This is a genomic window from Pseudonocardia halophobica (genome assembly GCF_050948485.1).
GTDB lineage: Bacteria > Actinomycetota > Actinomycetes > Mycobacteriales > Pseudonocardiaceae > Pseudonocardia > Pseudonocardia halophobica.
In genome coordinates this window covers 5,841,359-5,860,845 of the sequence record NZ_CP192046.1, presented here as the reverse complement: position 1 = coordinate 5,860,845, position 19,487 = coordinate 5,841,359, and the positions used below count along the sequence as shown (strand labels likewise).

The following is a 19,487-nucleotide window of genomic DNA, read 5'->3' as shown; positions in this document are numbered from 1 at the left end:
TCCGGGCGCCGCGGTTGCGCCCGGGCGTCGGTCACCCGCTCAGCTCGGCGCGCAGGTGCGCGAGCGTGCGGGCGAGCAGCCGCGAGACGTGCATCTGCGAGATGCCGACCTTCTCGGCGATCTGCGTCTGGGTGTGCTCGCCGTAGAAGCGCAGCAGCAGGATCGTGCGCTCGCGCTCGGGCAGGGCCGCGACGAGCCGGCGCAGGTCCCCGCTGTGGTCGACGAGGTCGAGCGCGCAGTCGGCCGCGCCGAGCCGGTCCGCGGGGGTGAACCCCGTCGCGGACCCGGGCTCGTCGAGGCTGTCCGCGCGGTGGCCGGCCAGGGCGTCGAGGGCCTCGACGACGTCGTCGAGCGACCGGCCGAGCTCGGCGGCGATCTCGCTCGGGCGCGGCGCGCGGCCGAGCCGCTGGGTCAGGTCGATGGTGGCGCGGTTGACCGAGACCGTCAGGTCCTTGATGGCCCGCGGCACGCGCAGGGCCCAGGTGTGGTCGCGCAGGTGGCGGAGCATGGACCCGCGGATGCTGGGGACGAGGTAGGCGAGCGGCCCGCCCGTCGTCTCGTCCGGGTCGTAGTTGTCGACAGCCCGGATCAGCCCGACGACCCCGGCCTGCTCCAGGTCCTCCGCCGGGGCGGAGCTCGCGTAGCGCTTGGCGATGTTGCGCACCAGCGGGAGGAACTGGGTGATGAGGTACTCGCGGCGCGTCGCGTGCTCGGGGTCCTCGGGTCCGGACCCGGCGTGCTTGCGCAGCACCGGTTCCAGGTCGTCGTAGGCGCGCGGTCCGTCCCGGGCGTCGGCCGGGCCGCTGCCCGGCTGGGTGGAGGTCGTGGTGGACACGGGCTCGCCTACCCGGGTGGTCCGGGGGAAAACGGGTCGGGCCTCCGCACTCGGCGAGCGGCGATGTCGGACCCACGTTGCGGGCGGGCGCCCGGGCGGGAAAAGTGGCGGGGACACCCCGCGCGACACCGTGACCGGAGGACAGCCATGCGGGACGAGGCGCTGTTGGGTACGGACGTCGCCGAGGTCCCGGGAGCATGCCTGCTGACCGTCGACGGGGTCCTCGGCACCCGCACCGCACCGCAGCTCGACCTGATCCTGCGCAAGCAGCTCCTGGACCGCGGCCGGCTGCTGGTCGACGTCTCCGCGCTGGACCTGGCGTCCACCGCGGTGCTGGCCTCCTTTCCGGCCGCGCTGGCCGCGACCGGCGGCTGGCCGGCGTCCCGGATGGTGCTGGTTTCGCCCGGGGGACCGGTCGTCGAGGGGATGTGGCAGTCCGGGCGGCAGCGCGAGGTCCCCGTGGCCGGTGACCTCGCCGAGGCCCTCACCCTGCTCGAGCGGCGCCCCGCCCGGGTGCGGCACACCACCGACCTGCCGTCGGGACCGGAGGCGGCCTCGTTCGCCCGCCTGCTGCTCCGGTCGGTGTGCGAGGACTGGGGGGTCCCGGCTGACGCGATCGACCGGGCCGCGATCGTGGCGAACGAGCTGGTCAGCAACGCGGTGCAGCACACGCTCGGCCCGGGCGAACTGACGTTGGCCCACTCCCGGCGCGGGCTCTGGGTCTCGGTGCGCGACTGGTCGTCCGCCCGCCCGGTGCTCACCGCCGAGTCGGACGGCCTCGGACTGCATGCTGTCGCGGAACTCAGCCGGGCGTGGGGCGTGACCCCGCTGGGCAGCGGCAAGTCCGTCTGGGCACTCGTCGACGACGGACCGGCCTGACAGGAGGGGCATGATCCGGTGACGCCGGGGTACCCCTGTCGGCCCGAGGGTCCAGGCAGGGGCCCGACGGACTTCCACCACGAGCAGGGGGAGCGGGCGTGTCCCGGACCGAGCTGATGTGCCGCGTGGAGGACGGGGTGGTCCCCGTTCTCGTCCTCACCGGGCCCCTGACCCTCCGCACGGCTGCGCAGGTGGAGCGGACGCTGCACAAGCTGCTGCTGGACCGCGGCTCGCTCCTGGTCGACGCGCGCGAGCTGGAGCCCGTCGTACCCGCGCGCCTCGCCGTGTTCACCAGCACGTTGTCCGCGGCCGGCGGGTGGCCCGCCGCGCGGCTCGTGCTCGTCGCCCCTCCTGGCCCGCTCGCCGCCGCCCTGCGGCGCAGCGGGATCCTCCGCGAGGTCGGCCTGGCCGCGGACCGCGCCGAGGGCCTGGCCCTGCTCGAGGCGCGCCCGGCCCGCGTCCGGCGGCGGATCGAGCTGCCCGACACCGCGGTCGCGGTGCGCTTCGCCCGCGTGCTGGTGCGCGACGCCTGCCAGGAGTGGGAGCTGGCCGGCGGGATCCCGGCCCGCGCCGAGCTGCTCGCGGACGAGCTCGTGGCCAACGCGGTCGTGCACGGCGGGGGACGCCGGACGCTGCTGCTCACCCTCGACGGCGCGAACCTGCGCGTCGGGGTGCGGGACGAGGGGATCGGCGCGCCCGACCCGGACACCGCGACCGGGCAGGGCCTGCACGTCGTGGCCGAGCTCTCCGACGGCTGGGGGACGAGCCGGCACGCCGTGGGCAAGACCGTCTGGGCGCTGCTCCGCGGGTCACGCGCGTCCTGACGAGGCGCGGCGGGCGGCCGGGCGGTCGAGTTCGGTGGCGGCGCCCGGTGGCCCGATCCGACCGCGGTGGAAGGGCATCGGCGGATCGCCGCCGTCCGAAGGGACCTCGGCTTCGGGGCCGACGGGTTCTCAGTCCGGGACCCGGTCGGCCGTGGCCTCGGCCAGCGACCGTTCCGCGGCCCGCCGGGCCTCGATCGCGGCCAGCCGGTGCCGTTCCGCGGCGTCGAGGTCACCGACGGCCGCCATCGTGCGGGCCGCGTGCTCGTGGCTCGCCGCGGCGAGCAGGTGCCGGCGTGCCGCCCGCTCGTGCGCGGTCCCGGCGTGCCGCCGGGCGGCGCGCGCCCGTTCCTCCGCGGACTCCACGTCCGCGGGCGTGGAGCCCCGCCGTCCGCGGGCCGCGATCTCGCGCCGGCGCGCGCGCAGCTGCTCGAGCCGCTCGTCGATCTCCGCACGACGGCGCTCGACGGCGGCCACGAACTCGGCCTCGTTCTCGACCACGCCCGCCCCCCGCCTCGACGGGCCGCTAGCGGGCCGCAGCGCTCTCGGCGCCCGCCGACTCCTCCATCGTCAGGATGGCCCCGACCACCGAGTCGCCGTCCCCCCGCAGCGGACTGGCGATGACCCGGACGTCGATGCTGCGGCCACGGCGGTTGACCGCCGGCAGGGTCACCTCCTGCGGCCCGTCCTCCCCGGCGAGGGTACTGCGGACGACCGGCCGGACGAGGTCCAGCGGAAGGCCGATGTCGAGGTTGAGGAAGTGCTGGCCCACGGCCTCGTGCCGGCGCAGCCCCCACAGCTCCTCGGCCTGGTGGTTCCAGACCTGCACGTGCAGTTCGGTCCCCACGACGACGACCCCGGCCCGCAGGCTGGTCAGGATCGTCTCCAGGAAGTCGTTGGTCCGGTCCAGCTCACCGGTGCGGTCCTGCAGCTCGTCGTTGATGGTCTGGAGCTCGTCGTTGGTCGACTGGAGCTCCTCGTTCATCGTCTCGAGCTCCTCGTTCGTGGACTGGAGCTCCTCGTTGGTGGTCTCCAGCTCCTCGACCGTGGACTGGAGCTCCTCGTTGGTCGTCTCGAGCTCCTCGTTGGTGGACTGGAGCTCCTCGTAGGCCGTCTCCAGCTGGCGGTTGGCCTGCTCGAGCTCGTCCTGCAGCCGGCGGAAGTCGGTGACGTCGTGGAAGGCGACGCTCACCCCCAGCACCTCGGTGCCCGTCCCGACCAGCGGGCTGACCTGGACCTCGAGGTGGACCGTCTCCGGCCCGCGGTGGTAGGTGACGTCCGTGACCCGGACCGTGCGCCGCTCGCTCTGCGCCTTCTCGATGTGCCGGCGCAGCTCCAGCGGGCGGTAGGAGAGCTCGAGGTCGCGGAAGGGCCGGCCGACGTCCCGCGTGGAGACGCCGAACAGCACCTCGGCCTGGCGGTTGACCACGGCGATCACGCCGTCGTCGGTGAGGACGACCTGGGCCAGCGGCGAGGCCAGCACGGCCTCGTTGCGCAGCACGTCGAGGCCGGTGAGCGGTGCCCGGCTGATCGAGGGCGGGGCCTCGGCGAACAGCGTGGCGTTCTGCGGCGCCACCCGCGGCGCCTTGCGGAACGTGCGGCGCTTCAGGTCGATCGGCAGGAACAGCGCGCCGTGGCTGAGCAGCATCTCGGCCTTGCCGAGGAACAACACGCCCGGCTCGGAGAGCGCGAAGTGGAAGCGGGTGAGGATCCGCGCCTGGGTCTCCGCGTTGAAGTACATCAGCGTGTTGCGGCAGACGAGCAGGTCGATCCGGGAGATCGGGGCGTCCTGCACCAGGTCGTTGCGGCCGAAGATCACCGAGCGGCGGAGGTCCTTGCGGAAGGCGAAGCGGCCCCCGGTCTGCTCGAAGTACCGATCCAGCAGCTCGGGCGGGATGTCGCGGACCTCGCGGTCGGAGTAGGTGCCGTGCCGGGCGTGGGCGAGGGCCTCCTCGTCCACGTCCGTGGCGTAGATCTTGACCCGGTCGCGGAACTCCGCGGTGCCCAGCATCTCGGCGAGCACGATCGCGAGCGTGTACGCCTCCTCGCCGGAGGCGCAGCCGGCGCTCCACACCCGCAGCGGCTCGGTGGGGCCCTTGGTGGCGAGCAGCGCCGGTAGCACCTCGGTGCGCAAGTACTCCCAGGCCTCGGGGTCGCGGAAGAACCCGGTGACGTTGATCAGGATGGTGTTGAAGAGTGCCGTGAACTCCTCGGCGTGCAGCTCGAGGTAGTCCAGGTACTCGGCGTAGTCCGTGACCCCGACCTGCGACATCCGCCGGTCGACCCGGCGGACGAGGCTGGACCGCTTGTAGCCCGTGAAGTCGAAGCCGCGGCTCACCTTCAGGTGCTGGAGCAGGGCCTCGAAGGCCGGATCCGGCTGGGACAACGACTTCTCTCCCGCTCCCCTCGGGGGTGCGCCACTGGCCGGGGCGCGCCGGGAGCCTAACCGATTCCGGGCCCCCCGCCGCTCATCCCTCCGGCAGGTCGCGGGTGAGCATCCGGCGCAGCAACGCGGCCTCGTTCCCGGTCCGTCGGGCCTTGCGTCGGTGCGACCGCGCGGCGTGCGTCCGGTTGGCCGTGTCGGCGGTGTCGGCGAGCCAGCTCTGCAGCGCCGCCTTCTCCTCCAGCGCCCGCAACGCCGCCCACAGCACGACCTCGACGCCGTCGGACTGCTCGGCGGCGAGGCTGTCGGGGGACCAGGCGTGGCCGACCCGGCAGCGAAAGCGCGGGGAGGGCTCGCCCTCCAGGCGAAACAGCACGCCGTCGCAGTCCGGGCAGGACAGGGGCGAGGGGTCACCCAGCTCGAGCTGCGGGGCCGGCCCGGGCACCGAGTCGGCGACGTCGGCCTCCGCGGCGGCGAGCGGGTCCACCGGGTCGGCCAGGTCCACCGGATCCACCGGGTCGGGCAAGGGGTCGGCCGGATCGCCGGGCGGGTCCTGGAGCAGCTCCGCGACCGCGGCCCCGAGCTTCGCCGCGGGCAGGGCGCGCGCCGGTGCCACGTGGTCGAGCGCGCTCTGCGGCATGCCGGTGTACAGCGCCTCCGTGGGCTCCTGGACCAGGGCGGCGCCGCCGTGGCGGACGAGCACGGCGAGGCCCGCGGTGCCGTCGTCCCGGTTGCCGGACAACACGATCCCGATGGCGTGCGACCCGAAGTCGACGGCCGCGGAGCGGAAGAGCGGGTCGATCGAGGGCCGGTGCCCGTTCTCCCGCGGCCCGCGCGAGAGATGCAGGTGCCCGTCGGCGACCAGGACGTGGTGATCGGCGGGCGCGGCGAAGATCCGGCCGTGTTCCAGGCGCATCCCGTGCCGCGCCGTCACCGCGGGCAGCGGTCCGGCCCGGTCGAGGATCGCGGCGAGCGCGCTGGGCGCGTCGCTCGGGATGTGCAGCACCACGACCACGGCCGCGGGCAGGTCCACCGGCAGCGCGGCGGCGAACGCCCGCAGCGCCTCCACGCCGCCGGCCGAGGCCCCCACCACCACCACGTCCGTCACCACAGCTGAGTGGACGGGCATGGGTTCCCCACCCGGGTGGTGAGCGGGCGGGCCGGTCGCGCGGCCCACCGGTCCGTCCGGGAACGGTCCGGCCGCGGACACGTCCGGCACGGGAACCGCCTCTCGAGCGTCGAACGGGGCCCGGGTGTCCGGGCCTCGCCGAACCGTACCCCCTCCCGGCCGGTCCGGTCGTCCACCGCGCGGTTGGGCCGGCACGGATCGGGAACACCGCGCGGATGGCCGACGACCCGCTGCTCGTGCTCGGCGCCTCCGCGGGGGGTGTCGAGGCGCTCGTCGACCTCGTCGCCGGGCTGCCCGTCGACCTCCCCGCGGCCGTCCTGGTCACTGTGCACACGGGGGATCGGCCGCGCAGCACGCTGCCGCGGGTCCTCGCCCGCGCCGGGCCGCTGCCGGCCGCGCAGGCGACGGACGGGGCGCCGCTGCGGGCGGGTCGGATCCTCGTGGCCCCACCGGACCGGCACCTGCTCGTGGGCCGCGACGGGACGGGGGACACCGCGGTGCTCAGCGCGGGGCCGAAGGTGAACCGGCACCGCCCCGCGGTCGACGCCATGTTCGCCTCGGCCGCGCGGGCGAAGGGACCCCGGGTGGTCGCGGCGGTGCTCTCCGGTGCCCTCGACGACGGCGCGGTGGGCGCCGCGCTCGTCGACCGGGCGGGCGGCCGGGTCCTCGTGCAGGATCCGGTGGACGCCCTCTTCGACTCGATGCCGCGGGCCGCGGCGGCGGCCGTCCCGGACGCACGGGCGGCGCCCGCCACCGCGCTCGGTCCGCTGCTCACGACCACGGTGCAGGAGCTTCCCCCGGGGGGTGACCTCATGGCCGACACGCCGCCGATCCCGGCCGACGACGACGGGATGGCCCGGAGCCGGGACCCGGTCTTCCTGCGGCCGGACGAGACGACACCGACCCGCATGTCGTGCCCCGAGTGCAGCGGCGGGCTGGCCCGGATCGACCTGCCGCACATCGGCTACTTCCGCTGCCACGTGGGGCACCAGTACAGCCCCCGCTCGCTCGAGGCCGCCCAACGGGAGGCGACCGAGGCGAAGCTGTGGACGGCGATCGCCGCGCTGGAGGAGCACGCCGCGCTGGCGCGCTACCTGGACGAGGGCGCCGGAGCGGACCTCGACGCCGCGGAGGTCCACACCCGTGCCGCCGAGCACTCCGCGGAGCTGGCGCGGATGATGCGGGAGCGGCTCACCCGCGCCCGCGAGGCCTGAGCCGCGGTACGCGGTGCGGGTCGTTTCAGGACGGGTCGCCCGCCACGACCCGGCGGGCGATCTCGACGAGCTTGGTGTTCGTGTCGCGGGAGGTGCGGCGCAGCATCTCGAACGCGGTCCGCTCGTCCACGCCGTGGGCGTGCATGAGCGCCCCCTTGGCCTGGCCGATGACGTCCCGGCTGCCCAGCGCACGGACCAGGTTGTCCGCCTGCCGCGCGCCGGCGAGGGCCACGGACGCCTGCGTCGCGCACAGCCGGCCGCGGACCACCTCGTCCGCACCGAAAGCGTCGGGAGCGGGCGCGAACAGCACCAGCGCCGCCGCGGGCCGCCCCGAGCCGGCGACCAGCGGGAAGGCGGCCGTCGAGCAGAGCCCGAGCCGGGACATCGGGCCGCTGAAACCGGGCCATCGCGCGACCACGTCCGCCGCGCCGAGGTCGTCGACCACCACCGGGACGCCGTCGCGGAGCGCGTCGGGCCCCGGGCCCTCACCCAGCCGGGCCTGCAGCGCGCACGCCAGCTCGGCGGACGGGTCCGTGACGGCGCCGACGGCCACCCCGGTCGCGCGGTCCGCGAGCAGGAGGCCGACGTGCACGGCTGCGGGCACCGCCCGCCGGACGGCCCCGACCGCGGCGGCGCAGATCCCGTCGGCGTCGCGTGCAGCCAGCAGGGCGCGGCCGGTCTCCTCCAGCGCCTCGGTCAGGTCCGGCACGACCGGGGTGGGGCCCGGACCGTCGTACCGGGCGGGCGCCGGATCGGCGGTGTGCCGGCGCAGGGCGTCGAAGTCGCTCCGCAGCCGTCCCGACGCTAGCGCCGAGCGGGCGCACCCGGCCATCGGAGCCGAGGCGGGGCGGGCACCCGGCGGCCGCCCCGGCGGCTCAGCCCTCGTGGAACCGGCGCCGCACCACGGCGGGCACCACGCCCCACAGCACGCCCAGCAGGGCCAGCGCCGCGAGCCCGGCGACGAGCCCCGCCACGGCCCCGAGGACCACGTCGAAGATCAGCCCGACGACCCCGACGACGGCCAGCCCGAGCGTCGCGAGCCCCGCGATGGCGAACCGCTGGCTCGCCTGGACGAGCGGACGACGCGCGTGCAGGCGGAACAGCACCCGGTGCAGCATCACGGGCGCGATGAGCAGCCCGGTGGCGATCACCGACAACGAGGTCGTGACCAGGTAGGTCACGCGCTGGTTGGTGGAGAGCTCGGCGAACCGGCTCTGGAAGGGGACGGTCAGCAGCAGCCCGGTGAGCAGCTGGACCCCGGTCTGCGACACCCGCAGCTCCTGCAGCAGGTCGGCCCAGTTCCGGTCCAGCCGCTCGGTCGGGGTCTCCCGCCGCTCACGGAGGTCCCATGCGGCGTCGTCGTCCATCCCGTCGTCGACGTCGGGGTCCGTGGGGTCCTTCGGCTCGGTGGGGGAGTCGGGGCGTTCGGGATCCACGGACCACCTCCGCTGCGTACGCTGGGAGCAGAGCGTGCCACGGGCGCCCCCCGTTTCGGCAGGGCCGCGAGGGGTATCGGCCCCGCAGGTCGAACGACCCCCGGCACCGTCCCCGAACCATCTGCGAGGCACGACATCCCATGAGCGCACAGCAGACTCCCGACGACATCGCCGCGACGATCGCGGAGCGCGCGTCGGCGGCCGGTCGCACCGTCGCCGTCGCCGAGTCGCTGACCGGCGGCATGGTCGCCTCCGCCCTGGCCCGGGCCGAGGGCGCCGCGGAGTGGTTCCGCGGCTCGATCGTGGCCTACTCCAGCGAGGTCAAGCACGACCTGCTGCAGGTCCCGGAGGGGCCGGTGGTGAGCGAGCCCGCGGCCCGGACCATGGCCGGACGGGTGCGCGAGCTGCTCGGCGCCGACCTGGCCGTCGCACTGACCGGCTCCGGCGGCCCGGACCCGCAGGACGGCCAGCCGCCGGGCACCGTCTACATGGCGGTCGCCGGCGAGCCCGGCGGCGAGGAGGTGCTCCGCCTCGACCTCGAGGGCGAGCCGGCCGACATCTGCGGCGCGGCGGCGAAGGCGGCCCTCGAGCTCATCGCGGCCCGGCTGGAGACGGAGCAGGACAGCGACCAGCCGGTCGGCGCCGGGCGGGGCGGCACGGGATGACGGACGGTTCCGCCGGAACCCTCGCGGGCACACCGACGCCGGTGCAGCGGCTGCTGCAGGTTCGCACGATCTACGCCGAGCCCGCGGCCCGCGACTCCCCGCGCGGCCGGCAGGTGCTGGAGCGGTTCCCGGGTGCGGAGATCATCGAGGTGCCGTCGCACTGGCAGATCCCGGAGCTGCACGGCAACGCCGGCAACGTCGACCGCTGGGTCCGGGTCAAGACCGAGACGCTCGTGCTGGGCGTGAAGAAGTCGCTGAGCGCGCGGCCCAACGGCCGGTCGTCGGACTTCATCGCGCCCTCCACCGCCAACGGCTGCGCGATGGCCTGCGCCTACTGCTACGTGCCGCGGCGCAAGGGCTACGCCAACCCGATCACGGTGTTCACCAACATCGAGCGGATCACGAAGTACCTGCGCGGGCACGTGCAGCGCCAGGGCCCGAAGCCCGAGCCGAACCAGGTCGACCCGTACGCCTGGGTCTACGACGTCGGCGAGAGCTCGGACGTCTCGGTCGACGCGCTGGTCAGCGAGAACGTGGCGGACCTGGTCGCGACCTTCCGCGACCTGCCCACGGCCAAGGCCAGCTTCGCCACCAAGTTCGTCAACCGCGAGCTGCTCGACCTCGACCCGCAGGGCCGCACCCGGATCCGCTTCTCGCTCATGCCCGAGCGGGACTCGAAGCTGCTCGACGTGCGCACGAGCCCGGTCGCGGAGCGGATCGCGGCGGTCGACGAGTTCGTGGCCGCGGGGTACGAGGTGCACCTCAACCTCTCGCCGATCGTGCTGCGCGAGGGCTGGGAGCGGGACTGGGCCGAGCTGCTCGTGCGGCTCGACGACGAGCTCGGCGCGGCGTTCAAGGAGCAGGCCGCCGCGGAGATCATCATGCTGACCCACAACCGCGAGCTGCACGAGGTCAACCTGGGCTGGCACCCGAAGGCCGAGGACGTGCTGTGGCGGCCCGAGCTGCAGCAGGCCAAGCGCAGCGAGAGCGGGATGTGGAACGTCCGGTACCGCAACGTGCCCAAGCGCGAGGGCGTGCAGGCCGTCACCGACCTCATCGCCCGGCACGCGCCGTGGCTGCGGGTGCGGTACGCCTTCTGAGGGCCTGCGCGGGAGGAGGTCGCAGATGACCGTCGGGACGGAACGGACGGCGGACCACGGCCTGTTCGGGCCGGAGTCGGTGACCTGGCGGGTGCACCTGGAACCCGTGATGTGGGTCGCCGGGATGCGCGCGCTGCTGCTGCAGTCCCTGCACCCGTGGGTGATGCGCGGGACCTACCAGAACAGCGCGCTGTTCGACCCCGCCAAGGCGTGGCCGCGGTTCCAGCGGACCGTGGAGTTCGTCGGGACCCGGACCTTCGGCTCGCTGGCCGAGGTGGAGGTCGCCGGGGCCCGGGTGCGGCGGCTGCACCACATGCTGCGCGGGGTCGACCCGGAGAGCGGCCGGCGGTTCCCGATCGACGCGCCCGAGGGCCTGCTCTGGGTGCACTGCGGCGAGATCGACTCCTACGTCGACGTCGCCCGCCGGGCCGGGATCGTCGACGCCGCGGAGGCCGACGCGTACGTGGCCGAGAGCGTGCGGGCCGCCGAGGTGGTGGGCCTGGACCCGGCCGTCGTGCCGGCGTCGCGGGCCGAGCTCGCGGCGTACCTCGCGCGGATGCGCCCCCGGCTGCGGGTGACCGACGAGGCGCGGATCGCCGTCGGCGGGCTGCTCGCCCCGCCCGTCCCGCCCGGCGAGGCGCCCGCCTGGACCCGTGCCGCGATCTCGGCCACCGCCACCGCGGCACTGGCCACGCTGCCGCGCTGGGCCCGCCGGATGTACGGGTTGCCGGGCCTGCCGACGACCGACCTGGCCGCGTCCGCCCTGCTCGTCGGCCTGCGCCGGGCCACCGACCTGCTGCCCGACCCGCCCGCACCGCCCGAGGTCCGCGAGGCGCGCCGGCTCGTCCGCGAGGCCCGGGCGGCCCGCGGTGTGAGAGGCGCGGTGTGAGGGGCGCGGCGCGCGGGGTATCGCCCCGTGGACCGTTCGGACGCACACCGGGAGGACACGATGAGCGAGTTCACGAAGGGCGACAAGGTCCGCTGGAAGAGCCACGGCGGCTGGGCCGAGGGCGAGGTGCTCGAGAAGATCACCGAGGACACCGAGGCCGCCGGGCGCACCGTGCGGGCGTCGAAGGACGAGCCGCAGTACCTCGTGCGCAGCGAGAAGAGCGACAGCGAGGCCGTCCACAAGCCCGACGCCCTGGAGCGGTGCTGAGCGCTGCCGAGCGCTGGGAAGCCCTGCCGACCGGGCCGGGCGCCGGTTGACCGGGGGCGGGGTGGGTACCCGACGGGCATGTCGACCCGAGAACTCGCCCTCGTCACCGGCGCCTCCAGCGGCATCGGGCTGGAGCTCGCGCGCGAGCTCGCCCGCCGGGGCTACGACCTCGTCGTCACCGCCGAGGACGCAGCCCTCGAGACCGCCGCGGGGAAGATCCGCGAGGCCGGCGACGGGACGGACGTCACCACCGTGCACGCGGACCTGCGGCGCCGCGAGGGCGTCGAGGAGGTGTGGGCGGCCGTCGGCCAGACGGGCCGCCCGCTGGCCGTCGCCGCGCTCAACGCCGGCCTCGGCCTCGGCGGCCCGTTCGTGGAGAACGACCTCGACGCCGAGCAGGACATCATCGACGTGAACGTCACCTCGACCGTGCGCCTGTCCAAGCACGTGCTGCGGGACATGGAGGCGCGGCACGCGGGCCGGGTGCTGATCACCTCGTCGATCGCGTCCCAGATGCCCGGGACCTACCAGGCCGTCTACAACGCCTCGAAGTCGTTCCTGCAGTCGTTCGCCGAGGCGGTGCGGGCCGAGCTCGAGGCCCGGGACAGCGGCGTCACCGTGACCTCGCTGATGCCCGGCCCCACCGAGACGAACTTCTTCCACCGCGCCGAGATGGACGACACGAAGGTCGGCGCCTCGGACAAGGACGACCCCGCGCAGGTGGCGCGGCAGGGTGTCGACGCGCTGCTGTCCGGGGACCAGAAGGTGGTCGCGGGCTCGCTGTCGACCAAGGCCCAGGCCCTGGCGAACGACGTGCTGCCGGACCGGTTGAAGGCCGGGGCGCACCGGAAGATGGCCGAGCCGGGCTCGGCCGAGAGCTGACCGGGGAGGAGCGACATGGCCGGGAAGCACGACGAGGCCGAGAAGATGCGCGACGACGTGCCGTCGACGATCGCGCGCTCCGACGACAAGGCCGTGCGCACGTACAAGAAGGCGCTGGAGTCGGCCGAGGACGGCTACGGCGACGGCGAGCGGGCCCACCGCACCGCCTACGCCGCGCTGAAGCACACCCACGAGAAGGTCGGCGACCACTGGGAGCCCAAGGACGAGCCGGGCCCCTCGGACGAGCAGGCGGAGAAGAGCGCGCCGCGGTCCCGGTCGGCGGACGGCGAGACCGCCGGGGGCGTCGACGCGAAGGCGAAGAAGAGCCACCTCGTGGAGGTGGCGGAGAAGCTGGGTATCGACGATCCCGACGGCAAGAACAAGGACGAGCTCGTCGAGGAGATCCGGAAGGCGAACGACCGGGAGACCGCCCGCGCGCGCAAGCAGTGACCGGGTCACATGGATGTTGGTGACACGCGTTTGACCGGCGGTGACCGGAGGAATACCGGGCGCATTCCCCCATCGCGTCCCGCCGAGGAGCTGCCGTGACCGACGTGCACCCGGAGGGCCTGGCCGTGGCCCACACCCGGGTCCGTGCCCGCCCCCGCCTCGGAGCCCCGCTGTGGCTCTGGGCGATCATCTCCGCCGTCTGCTCGCTGGTCGCGGTGGCCGCCTTCGTGCAGTGGGATCCGCTGGGCGGCGCCGGCACCGTCGCGGACACGGACACGAGCGCGGCGAGCGGGCTCACGGCCGGCGGGGCGACCCTGCTGCCGCTGGAGCGCGCCTCCGGGCCGGGCGGGGACCTCTCAGGGTTCGCCGGCGACACCGTCACCGCCGAGGGCGTGCCCGTGCAGTCCGTGCCGGCCGCCGGGGGCTTCTGGCTGGGTACCGCGGCGGACGAGCGGGTCTGGGTCCAGGTGCCGACCCAGCCCGGCGAGGCGCCCTTCGTCGCCGCCACCGGCGACCGCGTGTCCTTCACCGGTGTGATGGCGGCGCACACGGACGCCTTCGCCGCGCAGGTGCTCCCGGGCGACGCGGCCGCGTCCGCCCTGCTGTCCCGCCAACGGGCCCACGTCGAGGTCGCGCGGTCGGACCTGGAGATCGTCCGGTCCTAGATCGGTCCCGGGTCAGCACCCAGGATTGAACCGGCCGCCGGTGGGCACGCCCCGGGCATGACCGGACGCGACGACCACGACGAGACCATGACCGAGCAGGTCCTCAAGGAGGCGACCACCACCGGCGCCCCCGGGGACGAGCCCGACACCGCCCCGGAGGAGCCGCAGGGCGCCGCGTTCCCGCGCGGCGGTGCGGACGAGGCCGACAGCGCGGGCGCCCACGAGGACAAGGACCGCTGACGGCGCCGGAGCGGGCGGCCCCTACATCGTCGAGGCGGTCGGCGGGGGAGACGGTGCCGGGCTGACCGCCGCGCCCGGTCCCGTCACGCCGAAGCAGCAGGACCGAGCGCCGCGGCACCGGTCTTGAACGCCGGCTGCTTCGACGCCGGGTCCCAGGTGGTGAGGGTGAGCTCGTTGGCCGCCCGGTCGTGGTCCCGGCCCGGGGCGTCCCAGTAGCCGTAGTGGAAGGGCAGGAACACCACGCCCTCGCGCAGGTCCACGATGCGCAGCCGGGCCCGCACGCGGCCGCGCCGGGTACGCAGCTCGGCGAGGTCGCCCTCGGCGAGCCCGGCCCGCGCGGCGTCGGCCGCCGAGCACTCGATCCACACCTCGGGCTCGGCCTCCTGCAGCTCCGGGGCCCGGCCGGTCTTGGTGCGGGTGTGGAAGTGCACCAGCGTGCGGCCGGTGATCAGGGCGAGCGGGTAGTCGTCGTCCGGCGGCTCGGGCAGCGGGACGTGCCGGACGGCCCGCAGCAGGGCCCGGCCCTCCGGGTTGCGCGCGCGGTACGCGTCGGCGTCGGAGGGCTCGCCGGTGACCAGGTCCTTGGGGAAGTTCTCGCAGTGGTCCGGGTGGGCGGGGAAGCGCCCGTCGCCGTAGAGCCGCGGGGTGCCGTCCGGGGCGTCGGCGGTGCAGGGCCACTGGATCCCGTCCGCCCCGCGCAGCTTCTCGTGGCTGAGCCCGGTCTGGTCGAGCGGGCGGCCCGCGGTCGACGCGGTCCACGCGGCGAAGGCCGACTCGGCGTCGTGCCAGGGCGGGAAGGCCTGCCCGTCCCGGTCGCGCAGGTCCATGCGCCGGGCGAGGTCCAGGAAGATGTCCAGGTCCGGACGGGCCTCCCCGGGCGGGTCCACCGCCTTCTCGGCCAGGTGCACGGTCCGGTCGGCGTTGGTGAGCACGCCGGTCTTCTCGCCCCAGGTCGCCGCGGGCAGCACGACGTCGGCGAACTCCGTGGTCTCGGTGCGGAACAGGTCCTGCACGACCACGAACAGGTCGTCCTGCGCGAGCACCCGGCGGACCCGGGCGAGCTCGGGCAGCGAGACGGCGGGGTTGGTCCCGGAGATCCACAGCATCCGGATCGCGCCCTGCTCGGCCTGTGCGAACAGCTCCATCGCGTGCGTGGGCGGGCCCTCGTGCGGGATCTTGTCCGGGTCGACGTTCCAGATCCCGGCGAGCTCCTCGACGTGCGCGGGATTGGCCCAGTTGCGGAAGCCCGCGAGGTCGCCGTTCGCGCCGCACTCGCGGGTGTTCTCCGCAGTGGGCTGGCCGTTCATCTGCAGCACCCCGCACCCGGGCCGGCCGAGCATGCCGCGCAGCAGGTGCACGGTGTTCACCGCGCACGCCGCGGCCGTGGCCTGGTGGGACTGGTAGAAGCCCTGCAACACCGTGGACAACAGCCGGTCCGCTCCGCCGAGCAGGGCGGCGGCGGCCCGCAGGTCGTCCTCGTCGAGCCCGCAGAGCTCCGCCACGGTCGCGGGTGGGTAGTCGGCGACCACGGCCGCGAGGTCGGCGAAGCCCACGGTGTGGGCGCCGACGTAGGCCTCGTCGACGTGCCCGTTCTCGAGGAGCAGGTGCAGCAGGCCGTTCATCAGCGGCAGGTTGGTGCCGGGCCGCGGCGCCAGGTGCACGCCGCCGGAGTCCCGGGCGGCCCGGGCCACCTCGGTGGTGCGCGGGTCCACGCACAGCAGCCGCGGCGGGTCGTCGCCGGCGAGCCGGTCGAGCACCCGGCACCACAGCACCGGCTGGGTGGCGGCCACGTTGTGCCCGAAGAGGGCGATCACGTCCGCGTGGTCGACGTCGGCGTAGGAGCCGGGCTGGCCGTCGCTGCCGAAGGACTCCTTGAGCGCCTCGGCCGCGGTCGCCGTGCACAGCCGCGTGTTGCCGTCGAGGTTGGCCGAGCCGAGCCCGCCCTGCACCACGGCCGCGAGCGTCCAGTACTCCTCGGCGAACAGCTGGCCGGTCGTGTAGAAGCCCAGCCCCTCCGGCCCGTCGTCCGTGAGCACCGCGCGGGTGCGCTCCACGATGCGGTCCATCGCGGTGTCCCAGTCGGTCTCGACCAGCTCACCGCCCTCGCGGACGAGTGGGCGGGTGAGCCGGTCGGGCGAGGCGTTGGCCTGCCAGCCGTAGAGGTCCTTGGGGCCCAGCCGCCCGCGGTTCACCCGGTCCCCGGCGCGGCCGCGCACGCCGACGATCCGGCCCTCCCGCACCGCCACGTCCATCGCGTCGCCGTTGGAGTGCAGCAGCGACGCCGCGGGCACCCACCGCTCGACGTCCGCCTCCGTGACGCCCTCGGCGAGCTGCAGGTCGACGCGGACGGGCCACGGCGCGCCCTTGCCGTAGGGCGTCCGCGCGCCCCAGGGGTGCGCGATCCGGTCGGCGGTCATGAGTGCGACTACCCCGCCCCGTGCTGCGCCATGCGGAGGTGTGGCCCGTTGCGGAGGTGTGGCCCGTGTGGAGGTGTGGCGGGGCGGAGGTGTGGCCCTGCGAGGTGTGGCGGAGCGGACGTGTGGCCCTGCGAGGTGTGGCCCTGCGCCCCGCGGGTAGGTGCCCACTGTGGAGATCGCGGGCAGCGTCGTGGTGGTGACCGGCGCCTCGAGCGGCATCGGGCGGGCCGCCGCACAGGAGCTGCTGCGGTGCGGCGCCACTGTCGTCGGCGTCGCCCGGGACGCCGGCGCGCTCGCCGAGCTGGAGGGCCGCGGCCTCGTCCCGGCCCCGGCCGACGTCAGCGACTTCGCGGCCGTCGAGGGCGTGGTCCGCGAGACCACCGACCGGTTCGGGCGGATCGACGCGTGGGTGAACTGCGCCGGGGTCGTCGAGTTCGGGGCGTTCCTCGACGTGCCCCTCGACGACGTCCGGCGGGTGCTCGACGTCGACCTCATGGGGTACGTGCACGGCTGCCGCGCGGTGCTGCCCGGAATGGTGGAGCGCGACCGCGGCGTGATCGTCAACGTCTCGTCGATCCTCGGGGTCGTCGCGCTGCCCTACGGCGCCGCCTACTCGATGGCGAAGTTCGCGATCCGAGCGCTGGGCGTGAGCCTGCGCCAGGAGCTGCGCACCTCCGGCGTGTACGGGGTGCGGGTGGGCACGGTCCTGCCGGCGGCGATCGACACCCCGATCTGGCGCGACGCCGCCAACCGGTCCGGTGCCCGGCCGCGGCTGGCGGCGCCGACCTACGCGCCGGAGCGCGTGGCGCGGATCGTCGTGGACCAGATCCGGCGGCCGCGCCGAGAGGTCGTGGCCGGCGGCGTCCTCGGCCGGCTGCTCCTGCTGCAGCACAAGGTCTGGCCGGAGAGCGCCGAGCGGGTGTTCGCCGCGGAGGTGGCCCGCTACGTCCTCGCCCGCGGTGGCGGCGCGGCGGACGACCCGGGCACCCTGTACGCCCCGCCGGACCACCCGCGGCAGGTGCACGACGGCTGGAACGGGCCGGGGCGCGAGCGGGCACGCGCGATCGCGGCCGGCCTGGGGCTCGCGGCCGCGATCGGCGCGGCCGTGGGGCTGGCGCGGCGGTGACGGGCGGACGCCGACTGGCGGACGCCGGCGGGAGTTGTCGAGAGAGGAGTGCGATGCAGGTCGATCGGTTCGTCCCGGTGGAGCCGGCGAGGGTGTGGAAGGTGCTGTCCGACGGGTGGACCTACCCGCTGTGGGTCGTGGGCGCCACCCACATGCGGGCGGTCGACGCCGACTTCCCCGCGGTCGGGACCCGGCTGCACCACAGCGTCGGCGCCTGGCCCGCGCAGATCCAGGACCGCACCGAGGTACTGGCCTGCGAGCCGGAGCGGCTGCTCGAGCTGAAGGCGCACGCCTGGCCGTCGGGTGCGGCGCGGGTGCGGATCACGCTGAGCCCGGAGCCCGGCGGCACCCGGGTCGCCATGAACGAGCACGCCGAGGCCGGGCCCGCGACGCTCATCCCCGACCTGGCCCAGCAGGCCATGCTCGTGCCGCGGAACAAGGAGAGCCTGGCCCGCCTCGACAGCATCGTCCGGAACCGGCCGTGACCGGGACCGCCGACTCCGTTGACGCCGTCGTCGTCGGGGCGGGGCACAACGGCCTGGTGGCCGCGAACCTGCTCGCCGACGCCGGCTGGCAGGTCCTCGTCCTGGAGGCCGCCGACGCCCCCGGCGGGGCCGTGCGCACGGCCGAGATCACCGCGCCGGGCTTCCGCAGCGACCTGTTCAGCGCGTTCTACCCGCTCGGGGCCGCCTCCCCGATCCTGCGCGAGCTCCGGCTCGACGAGCACGGCCTGCGCTGGCGGCACGCCCCCGAGGTCCTCGCGCACGTCACCCCGGACGACCGCTGCGTCGTCCTCTCCCGGGACCTCGACACCACCGCCGGCGCGCTCGACGCGTTCGCCGCGGGCGACGGGGCGGCCTGGCGCGCGCTGGCGGAGGAGTGGGCGCGCATAAGGGACCCGCTGCTGGAGACGGTGCTGCGCCCGTTCCCGCCGGTGCGGGGCACGCCGCGGCTGCTGCGCGCGCTCGGCACCGCCGACGCGCTGCGGTTCGCGCGGACGATCGTGCAGCCCGTGCGCCGGTTCGCCGACGAGCGGTTCGGCGGCGAGGGCGCGAAGCTGCTGCTCGCCGGCAACGCCCTGCACACCGACCTCGGGCCCGACGCCGCGGGCAGCGCGGTCTTCGGGTGGCTGCTCTGCATGCTGGGCCAGGACGTCGGGTTCCCGGTCCCCGAGGGCGGCGCCGGCCGGATCGTCGACGCGCTGGTGGCGCGGCTGCGCGAGCGCGGCGGGCGGGTCGAGTGCGACCGGCCCGTCCGCGAGGTGCTGTTGCGTGGGGGCCGGGCGGTTGGGGTGCGCGACGCCGAGGGCACGCCCGTCACGGCCCGGCGGGCCGTGCTCGCCGACGTCCCGGCCCCGGTGCTGTACCGGGACCTGGTGGGGGAGGCGAACCTGCCGCCGCGGTTCGTCCGCGACCTCGACCGGTTCCAGTGGGACACCGCGACCGTGAAGCTCGACTGGGCGCTCGACGGCCCGGTGCCCTGGACCGCGGAGGCGGCGCGCCGGGCGGGCACGGTGCACCTGGGCGCGGACATGGACGGGCTGCGCGGCTACGCGGCCGACCTGGCGGCCGGGCGGGTGCCGCAGGAGCCGTTCCTGCTGTTCGGACAGATGACCACCGCGGATCCCTCCCGCTCGCCGGCCGGGACCGAGTCCGCCTGGACCTACACGCACGTACCCCGCGGTCTGGGCTGGGACGAGACCGACCTGCTGCGGCACGCCGAGCTCGTCGAGCGCACGGTGGAGCGCAACGCCCCGGGCTTCCGCGACCTGATCCGCGCGCGTAGCGTGGCCGGGCCCGCGGACCTGCAGCGCCGCAATCCCGGCCTGGTCGACGGCGCGATCAACGGCGGCACGGCGGCGGTGCACCAGCAGTTGGTGTTCCGGCCGGTCCCGGGGCTGGGACGGGCGGACACCCCGATCGACCGGCTGTTCCTCTCGGGCTCCTCGGCGCACCCCGGTGGGGCGGTGCACGGTGGGGCGGGCGCCAACGCGGCCCGCGCGGCCCTCGCCGCCTCCGGCCGCCTCGGTTTGGTCTACCGCGGCCTCGTCCGTGCCGCCCACCGCCGCATCTACGCCTGACGCGCCGGC

21 protein-coding genes are annotated in these 19,487 nt (G+C 75.4%); 14 read left to right on the top strand and 7 right to left on the bottom strand.

What is annotated here, in order from left to right:
- Positions 1-31 precede the first annotated feature (31 nt).
- Complete coding sequence (locus ACQP04_RS27870) at positions 32-835, bottom strand: sigma-70 family RNA polymerase sigma factor (RefSeq protein ID WP_433503499.1); 804 nt, start codon at positions 833-835, stop codon at positions 32-34.
- Positions 836-982: 147 nt separating this feature from the next.
- Here ACQP04_RS27870 and ACQP04_RS27865 point away from each other — a divergent pair, with 147 nt between their 5' ends.
- Together ACQP04_RS27865 and ACQP04_RS27860 are read left to right on the top strand one after the other, a co-directional pair.
- A complete protein-coding gene (locus tag ACQP04_RS27865) occupies positions 983-1,714 on the top strand; it encodes an ATP-binding protein (RefSeq protein ID WP_433503498.1) in 732 nt (243 codons plus the stop codon).
- 98 nt (positions 1,715-1,812) lie between these two features.
- Positions 1,813-2,538: an ATP-binding protein gene (locus tag ACQP04_RS27860; protein ID WP_433503497.1), complete on the top strand. Its 726-nt coding sequence runs from the start codon at positions 1,813-1,815 to the stop codon at positions 2,536-2,538.
- 129 nt (positions 2,539-2,667) lie between these two features.
- Here the strand turns inward: ACQP04_RS27860 and ACQP04_RS27855 are convergent, their stop codons facing one another.
- The 3 genes from ACQP04_RS27855 to ACQP04_RS27845 form a co-directional block, all read right to left on the bottom strand.
- Complete coding sequence (locus ACQP04_RS27855) at positions 2,668-3,036, bottom strand: hypothetical protein (protein ID WP_433503496.1); 369 nt, start codon at positions 3,034-3,036, stop codon at positions 2,668-2,670.
- A gap of 25 nt (positions 3,037-3,061) precedes the next feature.
- Positions 3,062-4,921, bottom strand: coding sequence for a CheR family methyltransferase (locus ACQP04_RS27850; protein ID WP_433503495.1), 1,860 nt, complete (start codon positions 4,919-4,921; stop codon positions 3,062-3,064).
- 82 nt (positions 4,922-5,003) lie between these two features.
- A complete protein-coding gene (locus ACQP04_RS27845; RefSeq protein ID WP_433503494.1) occupies positions 5,004-6,026 on the bottom strand; it encodes a chemotaxis protein CheB in 1,023 nt (340 codons plus the stop codon).
- A gap of 236 nt (positions 6,027-6,262) precedes the next feature.
- Between ACQP04_RS27845 and ACQP04_RS27840 the strand changes: the two genes are divergently transcribed.
- Positions 6,263-7,261 carry a chemotaxis protein CheB gene (locus tag ACQP04_RS27840; protein ID WP_433503493.1) on the top strand — a complete coding sequence of 333 codons (999 nt, stop codon included), beginning with the start codon at positions 6,263-6,265 and terminating at the stop codon, positions 7,259-7,261.
- Between the two features lie 25 nt (positions 7,262-7,286).
- Here the strand turns inward: ACQP04_RS27840 and ACQP04_RS27835 are convergent, their stop codons facing one another.
- Together ACQP04_RS27835 and ACQP04_RS27830 are read right to left on the bottom strand one after the other, a co-directional pair.
- The gene (locus ACQP04_RS27835) at positions 7,287-8,093 is read right to left on the bottom strand and encodes a GAF and ANTAR domain-containing protein (RefSeq protein ID WP_433503492.1); all 807 of its coding nucleotides are present in this window, start codon (positions 8,091-8,093) and stop codon (positions 7,287-7,289) included.
- A 43-nt stretch (positions 8,094-8,136) separates the two neighbouring features.
- Complete coding sequence (locus ACQP04_RS27830; RefSeq protein ID WP_433503491.1) at positions 8,137-8,697, bottom strand: DUF6328 family protein; 561 nt, start codon at positions 8,695-8,697, stop codon at positions 8,137-8,139.
- A gap of 140 nt (positions 8,698-8,837) precedes the next feature.
- On the opposite strand from ACQP04_RS27830, the gene ACQP04_RS27825 reads away from it, so the two are divergent.
- From ACQP04_RS27825 to ACQP04_RS27790, 8 genes are all read left to right on the top strand, one after another.
- Positions 8,838-9,362 carry a CinA family protein gene (locus ACQP04_RS27825; RefSeq protein WP_433503490.1) on the top strand — a complete coding sequence of 175 codons (525 nt, stop codon included), beginning with the start codon at positions 8,838-8,840 and terminating at the stop codon, positions 9,360-9,362.
- The gene (locus ACQP04_RS27820; protein ID WP_433503489.1) at positions 9,359-10,462 is read left to right on the top strand and encodes a spore photoproduct lyase family protein; all 1,104 of its coding nucleotides are present in this window, start codon (positions 9,359-9,361) and stop codon (positions 10,460-10,462) included. The genes ACQP04_RS27825 and ACQP04_RS27820 overlap by 4 nt, the downstream gene beginning before the upstream one ends.
- A 25-nt stretch (positions 10,463-10,487) precedes the next feature.
- Complete coding sequence (locus tag ACQP04_RS27815; RefSeq protein WP_433503488.1) at positions 10,488-11,351, top strand: oxygenase MpaB family protein; 864 nt, start codon at positions 10,488-10,490, stop codon at positions 11,349-11,351.
- A gap of 60 nt (positions 11,352-11,411) precedes the next feature.
- Positions 11,412-11,618 carry a DUF2945 domain-containing protein gene (locus tag ACQP04_RS27810; RefSeq protein WP_433503487.1) on the top strand — a complete coding sequence of 69 codons (207 nt, stop codon included), beginning with the start codon at positions 11,412-11,414 and terminating at the stop codon, positions 11,616-11,618.
- Positions 11,619-11,696: 78 nt separating this feature from the next.
- Complete coding sequence (locus tag ACQP04_RS27805; protein WP_037053409.1) at positions 11,697-12,500, top strand: SDR family NAD(P)-dependent oxidoreductase; 804 nt, start codon at positions 11,697-11,699, stop codon at positions 12,498-12,500.
- 15 nt (positions 12,501-12,515) lie between these two features.
- Positions 12,516-12,950: a ChaB family protein gene (locus ACQP04_RS27800; protein WP_433503486.1), complete on the top strand. Its 435-nt coding sequence runs from the start codon at positions 12,516-12,518 to the stop codon at positions 12,948-12,950.
- A 95-nt stretch (positions 12,951-13,045) separates the two neighbouring features.
- Entirely contained in the window at positions 13,046-13,615 is a 570-nt protein-coding gene (locus ACQP04_RS27795) for a hypothetical protein (RefSeq protein ID WP_433503485.1), read from the top strand.
- A 57-nt stretch (positions 13,616-13,672) separates the two neighbouring features.
- Positions 13,673-13,855, top strand: coding sequence for a hypothetical protein (locus ACQP04_RS27790; RefSeq protein ID WP_037046767.1), 183 nt, complete (start codon positions 13,673-13,675; stop codon positions 13,853-13,855).
- Positions 13,856-13,938: 83 nt separating this feature from the next.
- Here the strand turns inward: ACQP04_RS27790 and ACQP04_RS27785 are convergent, their stop codons facing one another.
- The gene (locus ACQP04_RS27785) at positions 13,939-16,272 is read right to left on the bottom strand and encodes a molybdopterin oxidoreductase family protein (protein WP_433503484.1); all 2,334 of its coding nucleotides are present in this window, start codon (positions 16,270-16,272) and stop codon (positions 13,939-13,941) included.
- A 169-nt stretch (positions 16,273-16,441) separates the two neighbouring features.
- Here ACQP04_RS27785 and ACQP04_RS27780 point away from each other — a divergent pair, with 169 nt between their 5' ends.
- Genes ACQP04_RS27780 through ACQP04_RS27770 form a run of 3 tightly spaced genes read left to right on the top strand, consistent with a single transcriptional unit; the run spans position 16,442 to position 19,478 of the window.
- Complete coding sequence (locus ACQP04_RS27780) at positions 16,442-17,398, top strand: SDR family NAD(P)-dependent oxidoreductase (protein ID WP_433503483.1); 957 nt, start codon at positions 16,442-16,444, stop codon at positions 17,396-17,398.
- Between the two features lie 53 nt (positions 17,399-17,451).
- The gene (locus ACQP04_RS27775) at positions 17,452-17,883 is read left to right on the top strand and encodes an SRPBCC family protein (protein WP_433503482.1); all 432 of its coding nucleotides are present in this window, start codon (positions 17,452-17,454) and stop codon (positions 17,881-17,883) included.
- Positions 17,880-19,478 carry a phytoene desaturase family protein gene (locus ACQP04_RS27770; RefSeq protein ID WP_433503481.1) on the top strand — a complete coding sequence of 533 codons (1,599 nt, stop codon included), beginning with the start codon at positions 17,880-17,882 and terminating at the stop codon, positions 19,476-19,478. Before ACQP04_RS27775 ends, ACQP04_RS27770 begins: the two co-directional genes overlap by 4 nt.
- Positions 19,479-19,487 lie beyond the last annotated feature (9 nt).

What these genes read in the sequence shown, in the direction of transcription:
- ACQP04_RS27865 (WP_433503498.1), top strand. Translation starts at nt 983, where the DNA reads ATGCGGGACGAGGCGCTGTTGGGTACGGACGTCGCCGAGGTCCCGGGA.
- ACQP04_RS27840 (WP_433503493.1), top strand. Translation starts at nt 6,263, where the DNA reads ATGGCCGACGACCCGCTGCTCGTGCTCGGCGCCTCCGCGGGGGGTGTC.
- ACQP04_RS27835 (WP_433503492.1), bottom strand. Translation starts at nt 8,093, where the DNA reads ATGGCCGGGTGCGCCCGCTCGGCGCTAGCGTCGGGACGGCTGCGGAGC.
- ACQP04_RS27825 (WP_433503490.1), top strand. Translation starts at nt 8,838, where the DNA reads ATGAGCGCACAGCAGACTCCCGACGACATCGCCGCGACGATCGCGGAG.
- ACQP04_RS27820 (WP_433503489.1), top strand. Translation starts at nt 9,359, where the DNA reads ATGACGGACGGTTCCGCCGGAACCCTCGCGGGCACACCGACGCCGGTG.
- ACQP04_RS27815 (WP_433503488.1), top strand. Translation starts at nt 10,488, where the DNA reads ATGACCGTCGGGACGGAACGGACGGCGGACCACGGCCTGTTCGGGCCG.
- ACQP04_RS27810 (WP_433503487.1), top strand. Translation starts at nt 11,412, where the DNA reads ATGAGCGAGTTCACGAAGGGCGACAAGGTCCGCTGGAAGAGCCACGGC.
- ACQP04_RS27805 (WP_037053409.1), top strand. Translation starts at nt 11,697, where the DNA reads ATGTCGACCCGAGAACTCGCCCTCGTCACCGGCGCCTCCAGCGGCATC.
- ACQP04_RS27800 (WP_433503486.1), top strand. Translation starts at nt 12,516, where the DNA reads ATGGCCGGGAAGCACGACGAGGCCGAGAAGATGCGCGACGACGTGCCG.
- ACQP04_RS27790 (WP_037046767.1), top strand. Translation starts at nt 13,673, where the DNA reads ATGACCGGACGCGACGACCACGACGAGACCATGACCGAGCAGGTCCTC.
- ACQP04_RS27785 (WP_433503484.1), bottom strand. Translation starts at nt 16,272, where the DNA reads ATGACCGCCGACCGGATCGCGCACCCCTGGGGCGCGCGGACGCCCTAC.
- ACQP04_RS27775 (WP_433503482.1), top strand. Translation starts at nt 17,452, where the DNA reads ATGCAGGTCGATCGGTTCGTCCCGGTGGAGCCGGCGAGGGTGTGGAAG.